This is a genomic window from Psychrobacter sp. AOP7-B1-24 (genome assembly GCF_052376215.1).
Lineage (GTDB): Bacteria > Pseudomonadota > Gammaproteobacteria > Pseudomonadales > Moraxellaceae > Psychrobacter.
In genome coordinates this window covers 1-24,813 of record NZ_JBQSVL010000020.1, presented here as the reverse complement: position 1 = coordinate 24,813, position 24,813 = coordinate 1, and the positions used below count along the sequence as shown (strand labels likewise).

The 24,813-nt window shown below is 42.4% G+C and carries 21 protein-coding genes; 9 read left to right on the top strand and 12 right to left on the bottom strand.

The genetic code is table 11. From position 1 onward, the window contains the following. Positions 1-448: 448 nt before the first annotated feature. Both ACT3QP_RS06335 and ACT3QP_RS06330 read left to right on the top strand, forming a co-directional pair. Positions 449-2,554, top strand: coding sequence for a sensor histidine kinase (locus ACT3QP_RS06335; protein ID WP_442063332.1), 2,106 nt, complete (start codon positions 449-451; stop codon positions 2,552-2,554). Between the two features lie 29 nt (positions 2,555-2,583). Beyond that, positions 2,584-3,285 carry a response regulator transcription factor gene (locus tag ACT3QP_RS06330; RefSeq protein WP_442063335.1) on the top strand — a complete coding sequence of 234 codons (702 nt, stop codon included), beginning with the start codon at positions 2,584-2,586 and terminating at the stop codon, positions 3,283-3,285. Between the two features lie 71 nt (positions 3,286-3,356). Here the strand turns inward: ACT3QP_RS06330 and ACT3QP_RS06325 are convergent, their stop codons facing one another. The 4 genes from ACT3QP_RS06325 to ACT3QP_RS06310 form a co-directional block, all read right to left on the bottom strand. Continuing rightward, positions 3,357-4,151 carry an ABC transporter ATP-binding protein gene (locus tag ACT3QP_RS06325; RefSeq protein WP_442063338.1) on the bottom strand — a complete coding sequence of 265 codons (795 nt, stop codon included), beginning with the start codon at positions 4,149-4,151 and terminating at the stop codon, positions 3,357-3,359. Positions 4,152-4,182: 31 nt separating this feature from the next. After that, positions 4,183-5,082, bottom strand: coding sequence for an ABC transporter permease (locus tag ACT3QP_RS06320; protein WP_442072949.1), 900 nt, complete (start codon positions 5,080-5,082; stop codon positions 4,183-4,185). Positions 5,083-5,585: 503 nt separating this feature from the next. Further along, positions 5,586-6,623 carry an ABC transporter substrate-binding protein gene (locus ACT3QP_RS06315; RefSeq protein ID WP_442072948.1) on the bottom strand — a complete coding sequence of 346 codons (1,038 nt, stop codon included), beginning with the start codon at positions 6,621-6,623 and terminating at the stop codon, positions 5,586-5,588. 109 nt (positions 6,624-6,732) lie between these two features. Then, a complete protein-coding gene (locus ACT3QP_RS06310) occupies positions 6,733-7,785 on the bottom strand; it encodes an ABC transporter substrate-binding protein (protein ID WP_444524875.1) in 1,053 nt (350 codons plus the stop codon). Between the two features lie 464 nt (positions 7,786-8,249). Here ACT3QP_RS06310 and ACT3QP_RS06305 point away from each other — a divergent pair, with 464 nt between their 5' ends. After that, the gene (locus tag ACT3QP_RS06305; protein ID WP_442440100.1) at positions 8,250-8,612 is read left to right on the top strand and encodes a hypothetical protein; all 363 of its coding nucleotides are present in this window, start codon (positions 8,250-8,252) and stop codon (positions 8,610-8,612) included. A 573-nt stretch (positions 8,613-9,185) separates the two neighbouring features. Here the strand turns inward: ACT3QP_RS06305 and metG are convergent. Both metG and ACT3QP_RS06295 read right to left on the bottom strand, forming a co-directional pair. After that, a complete protein-coding gene (metG, locus tag ACT3QP_RS06300; RefSeq protein ID WP_192520351.1) occupies positions 9,186-11,279 on the bottom strand; it encodes a methionine--tRNA ligase in 2,094 nt (697 codons plus the stop codon). A 356-nt stretch (positions 11,280-11,635) separates the two neighbouring features. Continuing rightward, positions 11,636-13,051, bottom strand: coding sequence for a GntP family permease (locus ACT3QP_RS06295; RefSeq protein ID WP_444524874.1), 1,416 nt, complete (start codon positions 13,049-13,051; stop codon positions 11,636-11,638). Positions 13,052-13,322: 271 nt separating this feature from the next. Between ACT3QP_RS06295 and ACT3QP_RS06290 the strand changes: the two genes are divergently transcribed. The 6 genes from ACT3QP_RS06290 to dcd all read left to right on the top strand — a co-directional run bounded on the left by ACT3QP_RS06290 (position 13,323) and on the right by dcd (position 18,286). Then, a complete protein-coding gene (locus tag ACT3QP_RS06290) occupies positions 13,323-14,036 on the top strand; it encodes a CoA transferase subunit A (RefSeq protein WP_442062868.1) in 714 nt (237 codons plus the stop codon). Positions 14,037-14,090: 54 nt separating this feature from the next. Then, positions 14,091-14,720 (top strand): CoA transferase subunit B, encoded by a 630-nt coding sequence (locus ACT3QP_RS06285; protein ID WP_442062870.1) that lies wholly within the window; start codon positions 14,091-14,093, stop codon positions 14,718-14,720. Between the two features lie 143 nt (positions 14,721-14,863). After that, on the top strand, positions 14,864-15,664 hold the full coding sequence (locus tag ACT3QP_RS06280) for a 3-hydroxybutyrate dehydrogenase (protein WP_442062873.1): 801 nt from the start codon (positions 14,864-14,866) through the stop codon (positions 15,662-15,664). A 260-nt stretch (positions 15,665-15,924) separates the two neighbouring features. Further along, complete coding sequence (apbC, locus tag ACT3QP_RS06275) at positions 15,925-17,154, top strand: iron-sulfur cluster carrier protein ApbC (protein WP_442072969.1); 1,230 nt, start codon at positions 15,925-15,927, stop codon at positions 17,152-17,154. Between the two features lie 11 nt (positions 17,155-17,165). Continuing rightward, positions 17,166-17,603, top strand: coding sequence for a hypothetical protein (locus ACT3QP_RS06270; protein ID WP_442063419.1), 438 nt, complete (start codon positions 17,166-17,168; stop codon positions 17,601-17,603). A gap of 107 nt (positions 17,604-17,710) precedes the next feature. Continuing rightward, the gene (dcd, locus tag ACT3QP_RS06265) at positions 17,711-18,286 is read left to right on the top strand and encodes a dCTP deaminase (protein WP_442063417.1); all 576 of its coding nucleotides are present in this window, start codon (positions 17,711-17,713) and stop codon (positions 18,284-18,286) included. A 79-nt stretch (positions 18,287-18,365) separates the two neighbouring features. Here the strand turns inward: dcd and ACT3QP_RS06260 are convergent, their stop codons facing one another. The 6 genes from ACT3QP_RS06260 to abc-f form a co-directional block, all read right to left on the bottom strand. Beyond that, the gene (locus tag ACT3QP_RS06260; protein WP_442072968.1) at positions 18,366-18,800 is read right to left on the bottom strand and encodes a ClpXP protease specificity-enhancing factor; all 435 of its coding nucleotides are present in this window, start codon (positions 18,798-18,800) and stop codon (positions 18,366-18,368) included. Between the two features lie 131 nt (positions 18,801-18,931). Then, positions 18,932-19,546 carry a glutathione S-transferase N-terminal domain-containing protein gene (locus ACT3QP_RS06255; protein WP_442072967.1) on the bottom strand — a complete coding sequence of 205 codons (615 nt, stop codon included), beginning with the start codon at positions 19,544-19,546 and terminating at the stop codon, positions 18,932-18,934. Positions 19,547-19,758: 212 nt separating this feature from the next. Then, positions 19,759-20,475: a cytochrome c1 gene (locus ACT3QP_RS06250; protein WP_192520097.1), complete on the bottom strand. Its 717-nt coding sequence runs from the start codon at positions 20,473-20,475 to the stop codon at positions 19,759-19,761. Then, a complete protein-coding gene (locus ACT3QP_RS06245; RefSeq protein WP_192520100.1) occupies positions 20,475-21,680 on the bottom strand; it encodes a cytochrome b in 1,206 nt (401 codons plus the stop codon). Before ACT3QP_RS06245 ends, ACT3QP_RS06250 begins: the two co-directional genes overlap by 1 nt. Positions 21,681-21,702: 22 nt before the next feature. After that, a complete protein-coding gene (gene petA / locus ACT3QP_RS06240) occupies positions 21,703-22,287 on the bottom strand; it encodes a ubiquinol-cytochrome c reductase iron-sulfur subunit (RefSeq protein WP_192520098.1) in 585 nt (194 codons plus the stop codon). 458 nt (positions 22,288-22,745) lie between these two features. Then, the gene (gene abc-f / locus ACT3QP_RS06235) at positions 22,746-24,683 is read right to left on the bottom strand and encodes a ribosomal protection-like ABC-F family protein (protein ID WP_192520099.1); all 1,938 of its coding nucleotides are present in this window, start codon (positions 24,681-24,683) and stop codon (positions 22,746-22,748) included. Positions 24,684-24,813: the final 130 nt, after the last annotated feature.

Here is a 24,813-nt window from a genome sequence, read left to right as displayed (position 1 = left end):
TTATGAGTAGTCTTAGGCATCTATATTGAAAGTAAATACTTAAGCTTAGCGAACTAAAATTTATACGACTGTTATCTAGTATAGGGTGGCAGGTAATATTGTGATATTGTGGAAAACCACATTATGAGAAAGGTTTTTATTTATAATGTAAGTTCGGTAGATTAGGGTCTGTTGAACATTCAAATGTGGTGCTGGCAGTGACTATTTTTTAGACAATATGCAGTGAAATTTTTGATGCCTAGTCATTCTAGGTGAAACAATTTCGCCATATATTGGCAAAAAAGAGTACTGCCCTGAAAGGCTGATGCTAAAATCACCCCAAACGTTGTTACAAACCTCGCTAAGGTCTCGACATTATCGGCGGCTTACGCCTAGTTTAGTGCAATTTTAGCGATCAGCAGCCCTAATATTTGAATGTTCAACACGCCCTAAATGCAAGGCTGGGTTTATGTATAAAAAGTTTAAAACTCGAGCTATCTTAAATACTTATTGCATTACTGTGGTTATGATGTTTGTGGCTTGGACAACGTTATCTCAGGCGAGTGCTCAAACCTACTATCTAGGTGTGCTAGCACCTCAAGGAGAGATAGCTGCGCAAACGCGCTGGCAACCATGGCTCGATGAGCTTAATAGTCAGTTGTCAGATGACACCGTGATATTGGTACCCTTAGCGCTGGAGAATTGGCAACAACAAATAGAAGCGCGACAGTTTGCACTGGTTCTTGGTCCACAAGTACAGTTTGTAAAAATGAATACCATCAGGTGGCGCTGGCTGTCTACCTTACAAGCAAATACTGATCCATTAAATAGTAATGTCCAAAACGCTAGCATTAATAGATTTGGTACCGACGGCTTCGATAGTCCGAAATCTAACCAGCTCTCGGCGACAGTCAGTCTCATCGATGAATTTAATAAACTAAATGAGCAGACGCCATTAAAACAGCCTAGCGCGATGGAAGAAGTTGCCAGTGCATTATGGGTCGCAGCTGACAGTGATATCTATCGTTTGCAAGATTTACAGCAACGCCGTATTGCGGCTGTCGACGCTGATGCATTTGGTGGATATTTATTGGGAGCGCATTTATTGCAAGAAAAGGGTATAGCGCCTAGCCGTTATCAAACACAGTTTGTTGGTTATCCGATAGAGCGTACTTTGCAGGTTTTGGCCAGCGGAAAGGTAGATGCGGCTATCGCGCCACTTTGTCTAATGGAGGAGATGGCAAGAAGCGGTCAAATCAATGAAAAACAATACCGTCTAATTCATCCCATTGCGACGGCATCGAGCTGCCAATCGTCAACGAAAATATACCCAAACTGGACACTGGCAGCGACTGAGCAAGCGCCAGATTCCTTAATAAGGCAGATTAATCAAAATTTATTCGGAAAGAGTCAGTCAGAGCATGAATTCGAGTTATTAGGATTGAGTAATCGCTGGCTACCACCAGAATCGAGTAGTGATGCTGAGCGCATTCTTTATGAAATGAATCGTCATCCAGCTCAAAAGCAGTTAAGCACTCATGTCATAGAGTGGATGCAATCACACCGTTTATGGGTAGGCGTAATGGCATTGATCTTCATCGTATCGACAGTGAATTATGTTTGGATGAGCTGGCTAGCATGGCGACGACAAAAAGAAATCGTACAGCAAAATCGATTAATCCGTGACTATGATCAGCAATTGCACCAATCAGAGCGCTTTGCGGTCATGGGTGAAATGAGCGGTGCTATCGCCCATGAAATCAATCAGCCGTTAGCGACCATTCAAAATTATGCGCAAGGGTTGTTGATACGTGGCCAACAAGCAAAGTTGTCTAAAAAGGCTGTCAATAGAGCATCATCTGATAATGCAGCGACAGAGGATGCTCTGCAGCAGATTGTAAATGAAACTGAACGTGTCGCTGCAGTGGTGACTAATATCCGCCGCTGGGTAGGACAGTCAAAAGCAAATGATGTTAGTGTCGATATCGCCGCGACCTATCAACAATGTATCTTATTATTGGGTGAGCAAGCAGTAGGTATCAATTTTTGGCTGGCGAGTGAGTATCAGCGTCTAACCTTGCCAAACTTACTATTAGATCAATTATTGATAAACAGCGTAACCAATGCTGCACAGCAAGGGGCAGGCAATATCATACTACGCTGTCAGGTAGAGGGGTATAATAATAAGCAATGGCTGGTGTTGCACCTAAGCGATGACGCAGGCGGTTTTGATCAATCTCAACTTAAGGCGCGGCGGTTACAGGAAAGTCTGACTGGTCAATATGCCACCCAGTCAACGAAAACAAATGGCCTCGGGTTGGGATTGATGATATGCCAACGTTTGTGTAAGTCCTTGGGCGGTATCATGCAGCTAAACAATATTGATGCGAACAATGAAATTGAGACATTCTATCAGATAGAAAGTAGCGGACAGCGACGCTTTAAACGTACTTCAAATGGTAAAGTTCAGCTGCTGCAAACTGATACTGGCTATCAGCTATCAAACACGGTTGGTGCGCAACTCTCTTTTTATTTGCCATTATCTTTAGCAAAGACTGGCGATAAACTGCAATAAATATCAATAATCTAGCCACAAGGTTGCATATGACTTCTAACCACAGACCAAACGAGCTTTTATACTGGCAAGATAAAAATAGTTATTCATCTGATAATTCATCAGGTATTACGCCAGAATCGCTTATCGTTCATATCATTGACGACGAAGAAAGTGTGCGCACTTCCTGTGATTTTTTGATTAGCAGCTTAGGACTATCGACTCAGGTGTGGGCGAATGCACGGATATTTTTGCAGCAAGTTAACATCTATCGTCCAGCAGTGATTGTTAGTGATTTAATGATGCTAGAGATGAGTGGTCAAGCGCTACAAGAGTATCTCAGTCAACAGGATAGTCCTATGGCGTTGATAGCCTTAACCGGAAATGGTGAGATTGCTGATGCTGTCAGTATGCTTAAACAAGGTGCGGCTGACTATCTGGAAAAGCCGATTAATAGCCGCCGCTTACAAGAAGCACTGGCACGTGCGCAAGCGCTCTCTCTAAAGCGGGCCAAGCTTTATGACATTAAAAAGCTCTATGTACAGCTGACCGATAAAGAAAAACAAGTGGCTAATGAATTATTAGAAGGTAACTTAAATAAGAATATCGCCGATCATTTGGATGTTTCTGTTCGCACGATAGAAGTACATCGCTCACAAGTGATGAAAAAAATGCAATCGCAGCATGTCAGTGAGTTGATTCAAAAGTTAGTATTGCTTAATTCTGAATATTCAAAATACTTATATCTATGAAAGTAATTATAAAAAACGCCCATTTACAAGGCGTTTTTTATTTTAGAATTCAAATGTGATTGTTTTATAAATCAACTCAAAATCAAACTGTCATCTTCGACTTTTTCGCCGCGTGTTTGCTCAAACATATCGAGCAAGTCATGCACAGTCATACCTTTGCGAGCATCACCAGAGACATCTAGTACCACTTGGCCTTGATGCAGCATAACGGTACGTGTGCCATGCGCTAATGCTTGTTGCATTGAATGTGTGACCATCATCGTCGTCAGTTTATTGTCCGTTACGATTTTATCGGTCAGCTCTAGCACAAACGCCGCAGTTTTTGGGTCAAGGGCAGCGGTATGCTCATCTAACAGTAGTATTTTAGAGGGCTGTAATGAGGCCATTAATAAGCTAACAGCTTGGCGTTGTCCACCAGACAGTAGACCCATACGGTCGGTCAGACGGTTTTCTAGTCCAAGTTTTAGGACGGAGAGCTTTTCTCGAAATAGTTCGCGGTTACTTGGATTGAGTGCAAAACTCAAACCACGTTTGCCGCCACGCTTATAAGCAAGCGCCATATTTTCTTCGATAGTGAGTGCTTCACAAGTTCCAGCCATTGGATCTTGAAAAACACGGGCAACCCAATGCGCACGTTGATGTGCTGTTTTTTTGGTGACATCAATACCGTTCAATGAAATGCTACCACTATCTACGCGAGTAGTACCGCTTACTGCATTCAAAAAAGTAGATTTACCAGCACCATTGGTACCGATGACGGTTACAAACTCACCATTCGCAATGTTTAAATTGATACCACGTAATGCAGGGTTTTCAATCGGTGTTCCAGGATTAAAGGTCAACCGCAAATCTGTAGCTTGCATCATAATCATTATTCCTTATGGTTGCACATTGACATTAAGCCCGAACTTTACGACTTAAAAATTTATTTTTAGCTTTTGGCAATACCAAGGCAAATACCACGAGTAGTGCAGTAATTAAGTTTAAGTCTTGCGGACCAAAACCAATACTACGCAGTGTGTCACTCGATAGTGCGACTTGAATAAATAGCTTGTACAGCACAGCACCGACGACCACAGCAAAAGTAATCAGCCAGATACGCTTGGCAGGAATGATGGTTTCGCCGATGATAACCGCGGCTAGACCGATGACAATCGTACCGATGCCGATAGAAATATCTGCGCCACCTTGAGTCTGCACAAACAGGGCGCCTGCTAGGGCGATCAGACCGTTAGAGACTGCCATACCAACGATGGTCATCCATGAGGTGTTGATGCCTTGAGCCTGTGCCATTCTTAGGTTTGAGCCAGTTGCGCGCATCGACAGACCTGATTCGGTACTATAAAACCAGTTTAAAAATAGCATGGCAAGCAGCACGACCATACCAATAATTAAACAACGCATCCAATAACCATTGCCATCGGTCACCAATGTACTAAACACCGTGGTTTCACCCAATAGCGGCAAGTTTGGTGCACCCATGATACGTAAGTTGACAGAGTAAAGTGCCACCATAACTAAAATACTGGCAAGCAGTTGCAGTATGCCAAGTTTGACATGTAACCAAGCAGTGACTATACCAGCGACTGCGCCTGCCAGCATGCCAAGCGCACAGGCTAACCATGGATTGATACCAGCGATGATGGATATACCAGCGACTGCGCCACCTAGTGGAAAGCTACCATCAGCGGTCAAGTCGGGGAAGTCTAGTGTACGAAATGAAATCAGTACACCAAGTGCAACGAGGCCATAAATTAGACCGCTTTCAAGCGCACCAAAAAAAGCAATTAAGGACATAAGAGATCAGTAAGTCATAACCAAGCGTTTAGTGAATAATATTCTAGTGATCTATTCTCTGATCAATCCTATATAAATCAGATACGGTATCAGGCTTGTTTAGTCTACTAATTGTAGTACTTTTACTCGTCTGCTTTGTATCTCAATTATCTCGAACTGACCGTATCAATGAATATCAACTAAACAGCGAAGCGGTGAATTTAACAGATTAAGCAATCTGCGGTTAGGGTAAACCAAAACATGTCACGATGAACGACTATCATAAGTTACCTTGGTTCAAAACTTTGATATAAAAGATAGCTCATTTAGAAAGCACACAACCTACCTGATATTGACTAAGTGCTTTATAAATAAGCCAAACAAAAGTATTTAAGCGGTAGTGTTTTAAAAAATCACTTAAACAACAGTCGCTTAAACAAGAATCCCAGCCTACTGGTTCATAGCTGGGTTTCTTGTTTAAATGTTTATTTATGGCTGTATTATATGCCAAATATAAAAGTGCGTTATTCTACCACTTCTTTTGCATTATCGATAACGGCTTGTGGTAATGTGATGCCTTCAGCGGTGGCATTTGTTGGGCTAACATATAAATTAAGCGCTTGTGGCGTATAAACTGGAATCTCGCCTGCTTTTTCGCCGTTTAAAATACGCACGACAATTTTACCTGTTTCGCGTCCCAATTGATAATAATCAACGCCTAATGCCGCCACTGCACCACGTGCAACTGAGCTAGTATCAGAGGCAATGAGTGGGATTTTACTTTCTTTGGCTACTTGAAACAGTGACTCATATGCTGATACCACATTGTTATCTGTTGAAGTGTAAATCATGTCGACTTTACCTTCTAGACTGCGTGCTGCCATCGGAATATCGTTACTACGCTGGGCAGGAGCTTCAAGCACATTGATACCAAGTGGTGTTAGCTTTTCTTTTAGGTTTTTGAGAATAATGGTTGAGTTTACTTCACCTGGACTATAGACATAACCCACATTTTTGAGGTTAGGAATGATTTGGCGCATTAACTCGATTTGTGGCTCGTAAGGAAGCGCATCAGAGCCACCTGTTACGTTGGTGCCAGAACCATCTAATTTAGGTACCAATTTGGCTTCGACTGGGTCGGTCACAGCAGAGAATACCAAAGGAATGGTGCTGGTAGCAGCTGCAACCGACTGTGCTGAAGGTGTGCCAATGGCAACAATAACATCTGAGCTGTCTGCAACGAATTGCTTAGCAATCTGCCCAGCTGTTGCCGTGTTACCTTGTGCGCTTTGGAAATTAACAGTTAAGTTTTCACCATCTTTAAAGCCCGCCTCATTTAGCTCATCGATGACACCCTTGCGTACATCATCAAGCGCTGGATGCTCAACAATAGCTGTAATAGCGACGTTTTTCATCTCTGTTGCGGCATCGCCAGTGGCACTGTCAGCACTACCAGTATCTTGTGCTGATTGATTACAACCAGTCAAAATAGCGGTACAAACGCCGCCTAACAATAGCGCCTTACTAAAATTAAAATGACCAAAACGGTTTTGATACAACATGGGTCTCACTCCTAAAAAAAATAATATGTCCGTACATTATTTAATGGGTAAATAAAGGTTAAAGCACATCATTTATATAATAGATGGCAAAGTGTTACTTAAGTTAGTACTACTTATTATCAGCACTCTGCACTTCTTTATCAACATTGATGGCATTTTTTAACAAGTCATCTGTCAAGATTACGCCTTGCTCAGCACCATGTTTTGGGCTGGCATATAAAGTTAGGATATTCATAACTTCAGGCTTAACTGTATTGACGGCTTCGCCATTGAGCACACGATATACCATTTTTCCCGTGGTACGACCAAAGTCATAGTCATTGACACCAAGTGCGGCAGTAGCACCGCGTCTTACGCTGAACTCATCTGAGGCAATGATGGGGATATCTAGCTCATTGGCGGCACCTGCCATCGCTTCAAACCCAGAGACGACATTATTGTCTAAAGACGTATAAATAACATCAGCACGACCAGAAAGACTACGTGTTGCCATGGCAACATCCGTTGGGCGATTGGCGGTCACATCTAATATTTTAAGTCCACGTGCTGGTGCAAGTTCTTTAAGCTGATTGAGTACCACTACAGAATTAATTTCACCTGGGCTATAGACGTAGCCAATGGTCTTAGCATTGGGTACAATTTTTTGAATATTATCTAATTGTGGCTCAATAGGGAGTTCACTAGATAAGCCTGTCACATTAGATTGGATAGGTACCGCATTTGCATCGATAAGCTTTGCGGCAACAGGATCTGAGATTGCGGTATAGATGACGGGAATGGTTTTGGTTGAGGCCACGATTGATTGAGCAGAAGGTGTTGATATTGCCACGATGGCATCTGGATTGTCTCCTGCGAACTGTTTGGCAATCTGACCCGCAGTCGCTGTGTTTCCTTGTGCGCTTTGGAAGTTAATCGTTAGGTTTTGGCCTTCGATATAGCCATTATCAGCTAACTCATCTATGATGCCGCGACGCATCTCATCTAGAGAAGGGTGTTCGACGATTTGAGTGATGGCCAATGTTTTGGCAGGTTTCGCATCAGTTGCTGTGCTTTCATCAGTCGTTGTGGCAGTATCTGTAGAGTTTGAGCAGCCAACCAGTCCGAGAGTGGCACTGATAGCAGCACTATATAGGCTCAAGCGTAAAGTAGAAGCAATAGTCATTATTAGGTTAACTCATCAGTTATATCAATCGTAAAAACCAAGTAAATATCGTTAGATGCGCTCAGTCTCTTTATGAGAAACCTTGCAGGTCTTCGTTATACTTGATTTTAAAGATGATATTGGAAAATGCAGGTTAGCCGAGTCAATGCTATGTTGATGCCAATATAGCAGGCTAACAATAAAGTAATCGTTCCATCGATTATTATGTTCATATTATGACAGCAATGTAAGTTATCGCAATAAAAAATTAAAGCGCATTCGTCATAGCCATGTTTGGGAGAGTCGCTTATGATTAAACCACATGCTATCTTGTGTACTTTCTCATCGAAAAGATGCCACTAAACGTATTAATGTGCTAACTGATGATACGGCCTTAGTTAAGATGGAACGAAGCAAACTTGCCTAATGATTGAGATAACTTATATAGTGATTGTATTTGAAAAAAATTTAAGGTCGTAAATATTATGAGATTATTAAACCAATCATTCACACTCCTATCAGGTGTGATAGTTTTGACCGCTCTGACTTTTGGAGTAGCAAATGCCAATAATGAATATGCTATGGAACAAGCCCAACAATCTAGCACAGACGCGCGCGCCAGCGTAGCTATGGCAGAAGCAGAAGCAGCGCTAGCAAAAGCAACAGCTGATGAATACGAAGCTAGAGCAGAAGCTCTTGCGAAAGTAGCAGAAACGGCAAAAGCTAATGCATACAAAGCTAGAGCAGAAGCCATTAAAAAAACAGAAGCATACGAAAAAATAAAAGCAGAATTAAAAAAAGTAGAGCTAAATGAATTGAGAGAGCAGTCGCTATTAGACACACATTGAGCGACTACCCATAGTTAAGCATTAAAGCCTACAGCGTAGCAATCAGCAACCCTCATATTTGAATGTTCAACAGACTATAGTTATGAGTCAATATGTGAATGCTAAATAATTGTAATTCGCTGCTATCGTTATTAGCTTATCTTAATGCAATAAAAAAGATGCCACTTAGGGCATCTTTTTGTGTATTTGAACGCTCAACAAACGCTAATCAAAGACTCGCCATAAACTACGGAATAGCCAGCCAATTATATAAAAAGGAATCTCTATTATATCTATAAAATATAACCAATCCCATATACTCGAAGGATCTAAACGACTGCTGCGTCGCGAGCGTCTGATATCCGCAGTATATATAAATAGTATGGCACTAAACACACCACTACCGATAGCCACCCAGAGTGCGGTCGTATCTGCTGTAAAAAACCAATAAGCGATTAAACCTAATGCCAAATAAAAGAGAATATCTGCCAAAAGCCTAAGCAATACCAATGTTGTTCTCCGTTATTCAGCAAGATAGCTTATTCAGCACGACAGTTATGCGGATTAGGTCAGCTCTTTTTAGGCAGATATATCTTATGCGAGTACATCACCAACGACACAAGCATCCGGTAAGGTAACGACCGTCAAGCCCGTCTTTGGCTCACCAGTTGATAGCACCATGCCTTCTGATATACCGAATTTCATCTTACGCGGGGCAAGGTTGGTCACACAAATGACCTTTTTATCAACCAATTGCTCAGGCTCATAAAACTTACGAATACCGCTGAACACGTTGCGTGGCTTGTCTTCACCAACATCCAACGTAAACTGTAGAAGCTTGTCCGCGCCTTCTACATGATTGCACTCTAAGACGTGTGCTACTTTCATCTCAACTTTGGCAAAGTCTTCGATACCAATATAATCGGCTTGCTCAGTATCAACGTCTGTTGTTTGCGCTTTGTCTTTTACGGCAGGCTTGCTATTATCGGACACAGCTGGAGCGTCTGCTTGTGCGAGAGAGGCTTTTGAATCTTCAATCATTGCTTCAATGTCTTTTGCCTCGATCCGTTGCATCAATGGTTTAAACTTATTGATTTTATGACCTAGTAACCACTCATTACGACTGGCAAAGCTTAAGTCGTCTACGTTTAAAAAGCCCTTAGCATTATCGGTCAGTTCTGGTAATACTGGCGCGAGATAAACCATCAATTGACGGAAAATATTAATAGCGACCGAGCAGACGTCTTGAACTTCTTGCTCAGTACCTTCTTGCTTAGCAAGTGACCAAGGTTTTTTACCATCGATATATTCATTGGCTTTGTCTGCACACTGCATGATTAAGCGCATGGCGCGAGAGAACTCACGGTTTTCATAAGCGACCGCGATTTCATCACCCGTTTTAGTAATGTCTTCTAATAGCTCTGACTCGACGCAAACATCCGATAGCATGCCATCGTATTTCTTAACCAAGAACCCTGCACTACGACTGGCGATATTGACTACTTTACCAACCAAGTCAGAGTTAACCTTTTGCATAAAGTCTTCTAAATCAAGGTTGATATCTTCTACTTTGTCAGACAGCTTACTGGCGAAGTAATAACGTAAATACTCAGGGTGTAAGTGTTCAGCGTAAGTTTCGGCCTTAATAAAAGTGCCGCGTGATTTACTCATTTTTTCGCCATTGACCATCAAGAAGCCGTGGGCAAAAACACCAGTTGGTGTGCGTAACTCACTACCAGCTAGCATAGCTGGCCAAAATAAGGCATGGAAATAAACGATGTCTTTACCGATGAAGTGATAAACCTCGGTTTTATTCTCGTTTTCTTGTGCCCAGTAGCGGTCAAAATCAAGCGCTTGCTCAGTACCTTCACGTTTGTCGCATAGGCTTTTAAAGCTTGCCATATAGCCGACTGGCGCATCTAGCCATACATAGAAGTATTTGTCTGGCTCATCGCTTGGGGTATCTGGAATTTGAAAGCCAAAATAAGGTGCATCACGTGAGATGTCCCAGCTGGTAAGGCCAGCGTCAAACCATTCTTGCAATTTATTTGCCACTGACGTTTGCAAGCGGTTGTCACTGCGTGTCCAGTCTTTTAGGAATTGCTCAAACTCAGGCAAATCAAAGAAATAATGCTTTGAGGTCTTTAGGACTGGTGTGGCATCAGATAGCGTTGAATGTGGGTTTTTAAGTTCGGTAGCGTCGTAGGTAGTACCGCATACTTCACAGTTATCACCATATTGATCAAGGGCACCGCACTCAGGGCATTCTCCTTTGACAAATCGATCGGCTAAAAACAATTTCTTTTCAGGGTCGAATAATTGTTCAACATCCTTTGTGCTAATGTGTCCAGCACTATTAAGACGACGATAAATCAATTCAGAGAAATGCTTGTTTTCCTCTGAGTGAGTAGAATGATAATTGTCAAAATTGACTAAAAATTTGGCAAAATCAGCTTCATGTGACGCTTTTACGGACGCAATTTGTTCTTCTGGCGTTACGCCATTGGCTTCTGCTTTTAGCATGATGGCGGTACCGTGTGCATCATCTGCACAGACATAAGTGACCTGATGGCCTTGTGCCTTCATCGCACGTACCCAGATGTCTGTCTGAATATATTCTACAAGATGCCCCAAATGGATATAGCCATTGGCGTAGGGCAGCGCACTGGTTACTAAAATCTCACGCACTTTTATCACCTATATTTTTATATAAACGGGTTGATTATCAAACGTCTTAGCAGTTTATGGCCATTGGACGCGATGTTATCAATACTAAAAACTTCTAAAAAGAATGAAAACTTAAAAAGTGTGCCTATGATACCGTAATTCGGTTAAATTTGTGACATTCCTCCGTAATTAATCAGGCAATGTATTCTATGTGGCATATAGCGAACTCTTTATTTATCTACTATAAATATTGGCCTTGAACCATAACTGATTGTTGCAAGAACTGTCATGAAAAACCCACCAAGCAATCGCTAAGTGGGTTTTTGGTTAGGCGCCATGGTTTAGATTTTATGATTGAAAATTAAAATAAACCAAACTTAAAATGAACCAAACATTGTCCCTAAAGTGATGACAGTGATGACCGCCACTAGTGGGATAGCCATCGTTACCATTGCAACGTTTAGATATGACTGCTTGTGGGTCAGGCCACAAATTGCTAGCAAGGTGATGACCGCACCACTGTGTGGCAAGGTATCTAAACCACCGGCTGCCATGACAGCGACTCGGTGCATCAGCTCTGGATCGATACCAGCATTGATGGCCATTCTTAGATAATCTTCGCCCAATGTCGACAGCGCGATACTCAAACCACCAGATGATGAGCCGGTAATACCTGCAAGCGTGGTCATTGCGACAGCTTCTGAGATCAGAGGGTTGTCAGGGTTTAGGTTTAAGATACTATCACGAATGATCAAGAAGCCTGCTAATGAAGCGATAACGGCTCCATAACCCACTTCTGATGCCGTATTAAAAATCGGCAACATAGAGTCGTAAGTACCGCGGTTAATGGTCTTTTGTAGGTTATCCCAATGTCCAATACGGAGTAGGACTAGTACTACACAAGCCACGACCAATGAGATGATAATTGACCATAATCCGAGTGAGCCGGCAATATTTAGGTCAGGGAATTGTGTTTGTAAACTGCTAAAATCCATCGAGGGAAAGATAGCATATGTTAATAAAGCATTTAAACCGATGACTAATATCAGTGGAATCATCGCAATGGTAAATGAAGTGTGATGCGTATTTAATGCTTCAGCTTCTTGTGCAGCTGCACCAAGCCCGCCCACATCCTCTTCATCATGCTGACCATAGCCTTCGCCTGCTGCGTTGGCTTTTCTGGCACGTGACTGCAACCATAACCAACCGCCGATAAACATAACCAGACCACCGATAATACCCAAAATAGGTGCGGCAAAGACGTTGGTATTGTAGTAAGGAATTGGAATGGCATTCTGAATGGCTGGTGTGCCTGGCAGGGCAGTCATGGTAAAGGTAAATGAGCCCAAGGCAATCGCTGCTGGTATCAAGCGTTTAGGAATATCGGCCGCTTTGAACAAATCTTTAGCGATTGGATAGATGGCAAATGCCACCACAAATAACGACACACCGCCATAGGTCAAAATAGCACAGACTAAGATAACGGCCAGAATGGCTTTGCTAGCACCCAGCTTTTCGACCACAGTATTGGCAATCGCTGTCGCCGCACCAGAGTCTGCCATCAAACGCCCAAAGAGCGCGCCCAATAAGAAAATAGGAAAGAACTTAAGTAAAAATCCACTCAAAGCACCCATGAAAACATCGGTATAGGCGGGAATACTGCTTAAGAAGTCACCTGAAAGAAATACAGCTAATGTCGCCATAATCGGTGCTAGGATCAGCACAGAATAACCGCGATAAGCAAAAAACATCAATAGTAGTAAAGTAATGACAATAGCAAATGTGCTAAACATGTTCGCCCTCCTTGGCAAAATAAAATCAGCAATGAGATAGCATAATCTTGATACGGATGACTATGATGCTACCTCCTGTGCTCTTAATGTTATTTTCTAGTCGCTGCTAAAATAATATGTTAAGTTAGCACACATAGCTTTTGTATGATATATCGATATAAAACGTATTAAGATGATTTTTAAAAATACTGTGTGATCTATTGGTGTGTACATGGAAAAATCATTGATAATAGCAGTGAATAACAAAAATGAGACTTGCAAGGAGATAAGCATGAGTCAATCAAAAGTATATAGTAGCGCTGACGCCGCGCTGAAAGGCATCGTGAGTGATGGACAAACGCTTGCCATTGGCGGCTTTGGTCTATGCGGTATTCCAGAAGCACTAATTGAAGCATTGCGTGATAGCAAGGTTAAATGTCTAACTTGCATCAGTAACAATGCCGGCGTCGATGATTTTGGTCTAGGATTACTATTACAAACTCGTCAAATCAAAAAAATGATTTCGTCATATGTCGGTGAAAACAAAGAGTTTGAGCGCCAATATCTGGCGGGCGAGTTAGAGGTTGAGCTTACGCCACAAGGCACACTGGCTGAGAAATTACGTTCAGGCGGGGCAGGTATTCCAGCCTTTTATACCGCAACTGGCGTAGGGACGTTAGTTGCTGAAGGCAAAGAAACCCGTGATTTTGATGGCCGCACTTATGTGCTTGAGCATTCATTACGAGCTGATGTGGCGTTAATTAAAGCGCAAAAAGCTGATAAAGCAGGGAACTTAATATTCAACAAGACTGCTCGTAACTTTAACCCTGACTGTGCGATGGCTGGGAAGATTACTATCGTAGAAGTAGAAGAAATAGTAGAGACTGGGATGCTAGACCCAGATGAGGTTCACCTGCCGGGTATTTTTGTTCAACGTATTGTATTGAATAATAGCCCCGAAAAACGTATTGAAAAAGCGACAACTAAGACGGTTGAATGTGCTTAAGTAATTAGTTGATTGTTTGATTAAATTTTATTCAATAATAATAAGGAAATTACCATGGCATGGACAAGAGAACAAATGGCACAGCGTGCTGCAAAAGAATTGCAAGATGGCTATTACGTAAATTTGGGTATTGGTTTGCCTACGCTCGTAGCTAACTATATTCCTGAAGGCGTAGATGTTTGGCTACAGTCAGAGAATGGGCTACTTGGTATTGGTGAGTTCCCAACAGCAGATAAGGTTGATGCAGATTTGATCAATGCTGGCAAGCAAACCGTGACGGCAGAAAAAGGTGCCAGCTATTTTGGTAGTTCAGAGTCTTTTGCAATGATTCGCGGTGGTCATGTTAATTTGGCGATATTGGGCGCGATGGAAGTCTCAGAAAAAGGAGATTTGGCCAATTGGATGATTCCCAAAAAAATGGTCAAAGGCATGGGCGGGGCGATGGATTTAGTCGCAGGCGTGCAGCGCGTGATTGTCCTAATGGAACAAGTCAACAAACACGGTGACCCTAAGATTTTGGCCAACTGTGAGTTACCACTGACGGGCAAAGGCGTGGTTGATCGCATTATTACTGAGCTTGCTGTGTTAGACGTTACTGATAGCGGATTGAAATTGATTGAGCTAGCAGATGGTGTCAGTTTCGAAGCGTTACAAGAAAAAACGCCAGTAAACATTGTGCAGTAATCCTTGTACAGTAAAGCGACTGTCCTAAGATTACTATGTTTTATTCTATAGATATATACGCCGCTATCGTTATAGTGGCGCATCTGTTCAGTTCAATTTTTATAAAAACTAATAATATTCTTAGACCATCATAAGGAATCGATATGGCGACTCAATTACAACAAGATTTGACAGGCAAGGTAGCGTTAGTCACTGGCTCTGCAAGTGGTATCGGACGTGATATCGCCGAAACTTACGCAAAAGCAGGCGCAGCGATCGGTATTGCCGATATCAATCTCGAAGCCGCGCAGAACGTGGTTGATGAGATCGAAGCCGCTGGTGGGCGAGCACTGGCGATTGAGATGGATGTTACATCAGAAGATGCCGTAAATGACGGGGTACAACAGTTGGTCGATACGTTTGGCGGAATCGATATCTTGGTATCTAATGCGGGTATCCAAATCATTGACCCTATTGACAAAATGGCCTTTAGCGACTGGAAAAAAATGCTCGATATCCATTTAGATGGTGCGTTTTTAACCACCAAAGCAGCAATTCAGCACATGTATAAAGATGAGAAAGGTGGTACGGTCATTTATATGGGGTCTGCACATTCGCATGAAGCCTCACTCTATAAAGCGCCTTATGTAACTGCCAAGCACGGACTGCTAGGTTTGTGCCGTGTATTGGCAAAAGAAGGTGCTCAGCATAACGTACGCTCACATGTGATCTGTCCAGGGTTTGTTAAAACGCCTTTGGTTGAAAAGCAGATTCCTGAACAAGCGGCCGAAAAGGGTATCAGTGAAGAGTCAGTGATCAACGATATCATGTTGGTGAATACGGTCGATAAAGAATTTACTACGGTTGACGATATTGCCCAGTTGGCTTTGTTCTTAGCTGCATTTCCGACCAATGTCTTTACGGGGCAGTCAATCGTAGCGAGTCATGGTTGGTTTATGAACTAAAAAGCGAGCGACCAGTATTTTTTAGCATCGAGCTTGATGTTTATCATGTTTGATCTTTTATTACGCCAAAAGTCTCGTTTATCACCACAAGGTCAGTCGTACTGGCGTTGTGGTTTTTTTATGCTTGTAATTCAGCTACACTATCACGATAAAAGGTTTGGCTGAAAAGCTCATAGGCTACCTTGTTTATTGGATTAGCAATGATACACAAAGAGCTGTTTTAGCATACCCACCCACTTGTATAGGTAGTAATGGTCGTTATGTTTAACTTTATGAAAAAAAAGCCCACAAAAAAACCAGAAACGCCAGAACAGCGAGCAGCTCGAGACAGTGCCGTAGATAAGGTGCTGCTTGGTTATGAAGTTGGTACGGTTAGTATTGCGACTATGGTGACGGGTCTTAATCGTGAGGGAGATCAGCTCACTTTAGACTTGCGTTTACCACAAGACAGTAAGCCTGAAACCATTCAGCAAGAGCTTGGGCAGTTACTGCATCCGCATGGTATTACTACGATTCATATGAACGTGCGTCTACCAGCACCAGGGAAAGGGGCAGGTTCAACGTTGCCAAAACCAATGCCAAAGACGACCAATGCCATGGACAGTCAGAGTAAAATGGCCGTAAATCCTGATAGCAGTCAAAATACCGATGTTGAGCCGCCGATTACTAAAGCGGCACCGACACAATCGTCATTAGCAGCACATCCGCGTATTCGTCATATTATCGTGGTAGCGTCTGGCAAAGGCGGTGTCGGAAAATCAACGACGACTGTCAATATTGCCTTAGCATTACAAAAGCTCGGCAACCGTGTTGGTGTGCTAGATGCTGATATTTATGGCCCAAGTATGCCTACCATGCTAGGCGTTGCTGATGTGAAGCCGCAGTTAGAGAACGAGCAATTTGTGCCTGTTGATGCGCATGGTATGGCGATGCTGTCTATTGGTAGTTTGCTTGATGGTGATAATACACCTGTCGCGTGGCGCGGACCAAAAGCTACTGGTGCATTGATGCAGCTCTATAATCAAACGAACTGGCCACAGCTAGATTACCTAGTGATTGATATGCCACCAGGTACGGGAGATATACAGTTAACGCTAGCACAGCGGATCCCAGTCACCGGAGCCGTGATTGTGACCACTCCGCAGCATGTTGCTTTACTGGATGCACAAAAAGGCGTTGAGATGTTTAACAAGACCAATATTCCAGTACTTGGTGTGGTCGAAAATATGGCGTTACATACTTGTAGTAATTGTAATCATACTGAAGCTATTTTTGGCTCCGGTGGTGGTGAGTTTATCGCTGAACAATATCATGTACCACTATTAGGACAGTTGCCACTTGCGAGTGGCATTCGTGCGCAAGTGGATAAGGGCGAACCAAGTGTATTGGCTGATGATGAGTTTGCGCCATATTATCTGAGCATTGCTAAAAATATCGAAGCCAATATCGATAAGTTTGCCAAACCTGTCGATGACAAGCGAATTTTTTAAAAGAGAACATTGTGAGCTTAGCTATTTATCAAAGTTATTTAGACTATGCGCCTAAGCAATATAAGTTTTTAAAATTATTGCGCCCACTGATATATGTAATCGAACTCTTAAATAATCAATTGATTGCTACTTGCTATTATAAAGAGGGTAGTAGCAAGCAGTATCAAATCAATGCTGACTTTAGCAATCGGCGTATGCCGGTTGCTAATTTCAATAATTTCTTGAAGGCTATCGTTGAGTTATTACTAAAATTTCCCAGCCACTTCTTATGGATAAACGCTATCGTATTCGTGAATGTGGATGAAACGCTCATCGATGGATTAACAAGTATTGAAGTTAAGGTGATTACCGAGGCTTTGTTTGTGGGTTCTGCCCAAGCAAAAAGAAAGATAGTTCATATCACTGTGAGTTATCAAGGACAGGTAGTACCATTAGAAAAATTTGGCTAGAATCTGAAAAATCGGCTGAAAATGACTGGTATTGAATCAAGGCTACTATAAATTGGGCCATCAATTCCGTATAATCGTCGCTATTAAATACTTTCTAAGGAACAATAATGTCTATCAAGTCTGACCGCTGGATTCGTAAAATGGCCGAAGAGCAAGGCATGATTGAGCCGTATGAGCCAGGTCAAGTGCGCTTCAATGATGCAGGCGAGCGTTTGGTGAGTTACGGTACTTCAAGCTATGGTTATGACGTGCGCTGCGCACCTGAATTTAAGGTATTCACCAACGTACATTCAGTCGTCGTTGATCCTAAAAACTTTGATGAAAAAAGCTTTATTGATATCGTTGGTGATGAATGTATCATTCCACCTAACTCATTTGCGTTAGCCCGCACCATGGAGTATTTCCGTATTCCACGTGATGTACTGACTATTTGCCTTGGTAAATCAACTTATGCACGTTGCGGTATTATCGTTAACGTCACGCCGCTTGAGCCAGAGTGGGAAGGTCATGTGACTTTGGAGTTTAGTAATACCACCAATTTACCAGCACGTATCTATGCTGGAGAAGGGGTTGCGCAAATGCTATTTTTCCAAAGTGATGCTGATGATGTCTGCGAGACCAGCTATAAAGATCGCGGTGGTAAATACCAAGGTCAACGTGGTGTGACGTTACCAAGAACGTAGACAATATCTTGGGTAAGCTACAGCACAAAAAAAGCCCGTCATATTCGATATGACGGGCTTTTTGGTGCAGAAAAACCAATTATTTTAATACCTTTAAACCCGCTTTGTTATCACGTTTTGGCTTAGGTGTCGCATTGCTCTTTTTAGCAGTAATTTCTGACTCATCTTCAGGCTGATAGTTTTCATATTCGTTAGGGTCAAAAAACATACCTTGCGAGTTTTCTTTTGCATAGATACCCATCACAGCAGTCAGCGGTATCCAGATTTCTTGTGAAACCCCACCGAAACGCGCACTGAAATTAATATAATCATTGCCCATATGCATATTACCAGTCGCACGGCTAGCAATATTGAGTACGATACGCCCGTCTTGTACATGTTCTCTTGGAATCTGCAGATTCTCAGCAGTGGCATCAACCATCAAATAAGGGGTAAGGAGGTTGTCTTCTATCCACTGGTATAGTGCGCGTACCATATAAGGACGGGTGGGGGTAATAGAGGTGGTTTCACTCATCTGATGATTTCCTATACAAATTATGTCTAGTGATTAAAAATGTTTTATTTAGCAATTTATCGCACGATAAACGCCATTGTATGTTTGTTTTATTTGTAGTTATTTTAGGACAGCTTTTAATACTTGTCTAATCAACGCACACTTTTTTGAAAGCTGCTACGCTCAAAAACTCTAGTTTGATACTCATATAATGGTCGACTAATCGCGCGTGGTAGCTCGATACCCATTTCATCTAGTCGCCATAGCAGTGGTGCTAATAGCACATCACACCAGCCAAACTCATCGGCCATAAAATAGGGTTTATGAGCAAAGAGTGGGGATAAAGTAATAAGGGAATCGCTTAACTGCTTTTTAGCAATGGCAGCTTGTGCTTTATTAAAACTGTCTGGATGCATCAATAGGCGCTTACCAAGTACAAGCCAATCATGTTGAATTCGCCAAGCCAATTGCCGAAACTGTGCACGCTCTTGTGGCGTCTCAGGCAGTAGTTTATTGGTATGATAACGCTCTTCTAGGTACTCAAAAATGACATTAATTTCATAGAGCGCAATCTCACGCTGCTGTAGTACAGGCAAGGTATGATAAGGGTTGAGCTCGGTCAAATCTTCAGGACGTTCAGAGTGTAAACGTGATAAATAATAAGCGAGATTTTTTTCTTCAAGTAATAGGCGTACCACATGACTGTTGTAGCCGTCATCAGCATATAGAATTAGCTGACTACTTGGAATGTCGTTCGCATCGATCATGAAAGCCTAATGTTAATAGTGAAGGTTGTCATCGTAAACAAAGTTGTCCTGTTTATCAAGGTAACGTACGTAAACATTGATATTGAGCGTTTTATTTGTCTATTTTGGTTGATGGAGCGTTTGGTGTTCATTATTGATTATTATAATAGAAAAAAGGCACTACCAAAGTAGTGCCTAATATCTTGCTTGGTTTTGATGTTTTTAGTATTGGCTTATTTTACATCTTTCCAGAACTCTTTATTCAATAAGTAAACTGGAATCAATAAGACCAATAAGAACAAAATAACGAAGAAACCAATTACTTGGCGGTCATGGCGAGCAGGTTCGCCCATCCATGCCATAAAGTTAACCAAATCGCCAACCTCACTCTCAAACTCTTCTTGGCTCAACTCTTCTTGCATGTTATGCAAGACATGAGGCATGGCTGCGTTCGCTAGTACTAAGTTGTTAGCACCCCAAGGACGGCTTGGATCTTCATAGAACGACAGTAGGTAAGTATATACCCAATCATCGCCACGCAGTCGTGTCTCAAGTGATAGGTCAGGAGGCGCTGCACCAAACCAAGCTGCTTGGACTTCAGGGTCAATTTCAGCATTGATATGGTCACCAATTTGATCAGTGGTTACCATTAGATACTTTTCAACCAACTCAGGTGGTATTTCTAAATCTTGAGCAATGCGAGAATGACGAACGTACTTAGCTGAGTGGCAACCCGCACAGTAGTTCATAAAGGTTTTCGCACCGTTTTGTAGTGAGCCCTTATTGGTAAAATCAATAGGGGCTGTACTACAAGCTAAATGCTCTTCGACACCATCGGCGTTTACGAATGTACCACATCCGTGACCGCCAGCTGCCATTGCAGTACCAGCAGTCAAACTCAATGCCGCGCCTAAGCCTAGACCAGCTAGGGATTTAATTAGCGTGTTCATTAGTGACCTCCGGTAACGCGTTCTGGTGGCTGTTTACACTTTTCAATGGCAGTGTAAAATGGCATCAATAAGAAGAATAAGAAATAGAGCACTGTACATATACGAGCCATGAGTGTTGCTGTTGGCGTCGTTGGCGTGGCACCTAAGTAACCCAATATGATAAAGCTGATGGCAAACACAGTCAGTGCAATTTTAGACAAGATGCCTTTATAACGTATTGAGCGTACTGGTGATCTATCAAGCCATGGTATTAAGAACAGTACGGCAATTGCGGCACCCATTGCGATAACACCACCAAGCTTATCAGGAACGGCACGTAAGATGGCATAGAATGGCGTGTAGTACCATACTGGTGCAATATGCGCTGGTGTTTTCAGTGAGTTCGCTGTCTCAAAGTTTGGTGGCTCAAGGAAGAATCCACCACCTTCTGGGAAGAAGAATACCACTGCAAAGAAACAAATAAAGAAGACCACAATACCAACCATGTCATGCACAGTGTAGTAAGGATGGAACTCGATACCATCTAATGGTATGCCATTCTTATCTTTTAGCTTTTTGATGTCGATACCATCAGGGTTGTTCGAACCAACATGATGTAGCGCCACAATATGCATAAATACTAAGCCTACCAAGACTAGTGGAATAGCCACTACGTGTAGTGCAAAGAAGCGGTTTAGGGTAATACCTGAGATGATATAATCACCGCGTACCCATTCAGCAAGACCGTCACCAATCACTGGTAGAGCAGCAGGAAGGTTCAAAATAACCTGAGCACCCCAAAATGACATGTTACCCCAAGGTAGTAGATAACCAAAGAAGCCTTCTGCCATAAGTGCTAGGTAAATACCCATACCGATGAGCCAAATAAGCTCACGGGGTTTCTGATATGAACCATATAGCAAGGCTCTGAACATATGCAGATAGACCACGACAAAGAACGCAGATGCGCCAGTGGAGTGCATATAACGAATGAGCCAACCACCTTTTACATCACGCATGATATATTCAACAGACGCAAATGCCCCTTCGGCACTTGGGTTGTACATCATCGTCAACCATATACCAGTCACTAATTGGTTGACCAATACAATCATTGATAATACGCCAAAGAAATACCAAAAGTTAAAGTTCTTTGGTGCGTAGTACTTTGACATATGGTATTCATAGGTTTCAGTCGCAGGAAAACGCGCGTCCACCCAATGCATCAATTTCTTACCAATACTCATATTAAGCCTCCCCAACCGTCAAGATAGTACCATCCATACCATATTCTGGAACAGGTAAATTAAGCGGTGCTGGAACGCCACTAAAAACGCGTCCTGCTAAATCATACTTAGAACCATGACAGGGGCAGAAAAATCCGCCGAACCAGTCATTACCACCCAGATCGGCTGCGCCAACATCAGGGCGATAGTTTGGTGCACAGCCCAGATGTGTACAAACACCTTCAACCACCAAAACATCTGGTGAGATAGAGCGTTCTGTATTTTTGCAATATTCAGGTTGTAATGATGCTTCAGAATCTGGATCAGACAGCAAAGGTTTTACAGATTCTAAAGTCGATAACATATCTTCTGTGCGTTTAACCACATAGATAGGCTTACCACGATATTTGACAACAATCATCTGTCCAGCTTCGATAGAACCAATGTCTTGGGTCACTGCAGCCCCTGCAGCCTCAGCTTTAGCGCTTGGATACCAAGAACGGACAAAAGGTGTTGCCACAGCAGCGACTCCAACTGCACCAATCGCGGCAGTTGAGGCAATAAGAACTCTACGGCGTTGTACGTTAACGCCTTCGGCTTGGCTCATTAATACTTCCTCCAGGTGAATGAAATGGGATTATCCCACACTGGGTTTGTGGCTTAGAAAATATACAATATCAAGCCACTTTGGCTATGCCTAATTTTGCTAATTGTTGCTATTCTAAGCTATTTCGGTGATAAAATAAATTATTGCGTTAAAAATAAAGCAACCTCAATAGGGTATATTATAAGGTTGAAAGTGATAATCACCGCAAAACGTCTAGAGGTATTACTGTCTAACATCCATCCTTTACGAGGATTGTAGACGTAATGACCTTAAAATTAATAAGGATATTTAGCAATAGCGAATGATACTTGAAAATTAGGTAACTTTCACTATATAACTGCTTTGTAAGTAGCTATAAGTAAATAATCACCACTTCATATCATAAAGTGGTGATTATTTCTGATAATTAAGTACCTGTCACCATAAATAAGCTGCTATCGCAAAATATCAAGTATGCTTTAACCTTCAAGCGTACTCCAACGCTCTAACTTGACCATCATCTCATCTTCTATAGCCAATAATCGCTCGCTAGCCGCTGTTGCTGCAGTGATATCAGTAGTGAACCAAGAACCATCTGCCAGCTGTTCTTGCAATTGATTTTGCTCAGTTTCTAATGCTGCGATTTCTTTTGGTAGATTATCCAGTTCGCGTTGCTCATTAAAATTAAGCTTTTTGGCCACTTTATTGGGTTTTGCAGCCGTTGGTTTGCTGGCTGTTTTAACTGCGGTATTGCTTACGGGCGCTCTAGCTGCCTTGGCTGCTTGTTCACGGTTTTTTTGTACCAGATATTCTTGGTAGCCGCCAACATACTCACTGACGACCCCTTTGCCGTCTTCATCTTCGTCAAATACCCATGTTGAGGTAACAACGTTATCCATAAATGAGCGATCATGGCTGATAAGCAAAATCGTTCCGCCAAAGCTGGCAACTGATTCTTCTAATAGCTCAAGTGTCGCCATGTCCAAATCATTGGTTGGCTCATCGAGTACGAGAATGTTGGCAGGTTTTAATAGTTGTTTGGCAAGTAGCACACGGTTACGTTCACCACCTGATAGTGCCTTGACAGGAGTACGTGCACGCTCTGGGGCAAATAAGAAGTCTTGCAAGTAGCTCATGATGTGTGTCTTGCGACCACCCACTTCTACAAAATCTGAGCCTTCTGAGACATTTTGTGCCACACTAGCTTCAAGGTCTAACTGATCGCGTAGCTGGTCGAAAAATGCAATTTTTAAATTGGTACCCAATTCGACGTTACCAGATTTTGTGACTTCGTCATCAGACATATCGAGTAGAGCTTTAATAAGTGTGGTTTTACCTGCACCGTTAGGTCCGACAATCCCGATTTTATCACCACGCATGATAGTCGTGGTAAAGTCATCAACCAGCACGTTGCCATCATACTCAAGATGTAAGTTTTTGACTTTACAGACGAGCTTGCCGCTTTTCTCACCTTGACCCATGGTGATATTCACATTACCGACTTGCTCACGACGGGCGCTACGCTCTTCGCGCAGTGCTTTTAGATCGCGAACACGACCTTCATTACGGGTGCGGCGGGCTTTGATACCTTGACGAATCCAAACTTCTTCTTGCGCCAGTTTTTTATCAAAGTTAGCGTTATTTTTTTCTTCAGCCAATAACTGTAGTTCTTTTAGCTCTTGATAGCGTGCATAACCACCTTCGCCTTGGGTGACATCATAGCTGGTCAACTGCCCACGATCTAGCTCAATGATACGAGTCGATAGTTTATTCACGAACGCTCTATCATGGGTCACGAATAATAGTGTCAGACCTTGCCAATCTAATAAAAAGTGCTCTAACCACTCAATACTATCAACGTCTAAATGGTTGGTCGGCTCATCGAGGAGGAGTACATCAGGTTTGGTAACCAATGAGCGTGCTAATAGCACACGACGTTTACGACCACCTGACAATGAAGACAAGTCGTCTTCTGGGTCTAGCCCCATGGTTTTGATAAGACGAGTTGCTTCACGTTCCAAATCCCAACCGTGTACGGCATCGATATCATGCTGCAACTCCGCCATACGCTCGCAAGCAGCCATGTCGCCATTCGCACACAAATCGGTCTGTTCGTTGTAGTTGATCAACAGATCAGCAGTACGTCGGCTACCACCCATCACAATGTCTAGGATGCGACCACTACTTTCAGGTACGTCTTGTTCTAGCATCGCAATACGTACGCTACTATTAATAATAACTTCGCCACTATCAGGTTGCAGTGAGCCATTGATCAGTTTAAACAAAGTAGACTTACCTTCGCCATTACGACCGATCAAACAGACACGTTCGCCTGCTTCAATCGAAAAGTCAATGCCATCAAGAATAGGAGCAACGCCAAAAGCGAGGTGAATATCTTTTAAATGTATCAGTGCCATAGAATATCTTAAGCTTATATAATAGTGAGGTAGGGGTTGTTGCAGAATTGCTAGCAGTATAACATGCCACTACATAACTGTAGTGAGTGTAAATGGTTTTATGCACACTATTTATAGCTACTATATTTAA

Bases quoted from the DNA above. Each gene is read 5' to 3' on its own strand.
- ACT3QP_RS06290 (WP_442062868.1), top strand. From the start codon at position 13,323: ATGAGTCAATCAAAAGTATATAGTAGCGCTGACGCCGCGCTGAAAGGC.
- ACT3QP_RS06255 (WP_442072967.1), bottom strand. From the start codon at position 19,546: ATGATCGATGCGAACGACATTCCAAGTAGTCAGCTAATTCTATATGCT.
- ACT3QP_RS06245 (WP_192520100.1), bottom strand. From the start codon at position 21,680: ATGCATTGGGTGGACGCGCGTTTTCCTGCGACTGAAACCTATGAATAC.
- ACT3QP_RS06260 (WP_442072968.1), bottom strand. From the start codon at position 18,800: ATGAGTGAAACCACCTCTATTACCCCCACCCGTCCTTATATGGTACGC.
- ACT3QP_RS06285 (WP_442062870.1), top strand. From the start codon at position 14,091: ATGGCATGGACAAGAGAACAAATGGCACAGCGTGCTGCAAAAGAATTG.
- ACT3QP_RS06325 (WP_442063338.1), bottom strand. From the start codon at position 4,151: ATGATGCAAGCTACAGATTTGCGGTTGACCTTTAATCCTGGAACACCG.
- dcd (WP_442063417.1), top strand. From the start codon at position 17,711: ATGTCTATCAAGTCTGACCGCTGGATTCGTAAAATGGCCGAAGAGCAA.
- ACT3QP_RS06295 (WP_444524874.1), bottom strand. From the start codon at position 13,051: ATGTTTAGCACATTTGCTATTGTCATTACTTTACTACTATTGATGTTT.
- abc-f (WP_192520099.1), bottom strand. From the start codon at position 24,683: ATGGCACTGATACATTTAAAAGATATTCACCTCGCTTTTGGCGTTGCT.
- apbC (WP_442072969.1), top strand. From the start codon at position 15,925: ATGTTTAACTTTATGAAAAAAAAGCCCACAAAAAAACCAGAAACGCCA.
- ACT3QP_RS06320 (WP_442072949.1), bottom strand. From the start codon at position 5,082: ATGTCCTTAATTGCTTTTTTTGGTGCGCTTGAAAGCGGTCTAATTTAT.
- ACT3QP_RS06330 (WP_442063335.1), top strand. From the start codon at position 2,584: ATGACTTCTAACCACAGACCAAACGAGCTTTTATACTGGCAAGATAAA.
- ACT3QP_RS06250 (WP_192520097.1), bottom strand. From the start codon at position 20,475: ATGAACACGCTAATTAAATCCCTAGCTGGTCTAGGCTTAGGCGCGGCA.
- ACT3QP_RS06310 (WP_444524875.1), bottom strand. From the start codon at position 7,785: ATGACTATTGCTTCTACTTTACGCTTGAGCCTATATAGTGCTGCTATC.
- ACT3QP_RS06315 (WP_442072948.1), bottom strand. From the start codon at position 6,623: ATGTTGTATCAAAACCGTTTTGGTCATTTTAATTTTAGTAAGGCGCTA.
- petA (WP_192520098.1), bottom strand. From the start codon at position 22,287: ATGAGCCAAGCCGAAGGCGTTAACGTACAACGCCGTAGAGTTCTTATT.
- ACT3QP_RS06335 (WP_442063332.1), top strand. From the start codon at position 449: ATGTATAAAAAGTTTAAAACTCGAGCTATCTTAAATACTTATTGCATT.
- ACT3QP_RS06280 (WP_442062873.1), top strand. From the start codon at position 14,864: ATGGCGACTCAATTACAACAAGATTTGACAGGCAAGGTAGCGTTAGTC.
- ACT3QP_RS06305 (WP_442440100.1), top strand. From the start codon at position 8,250: ATGAGATTATTAAACCAATCATTCACACTCCTATCAGGTGTGATAGTT.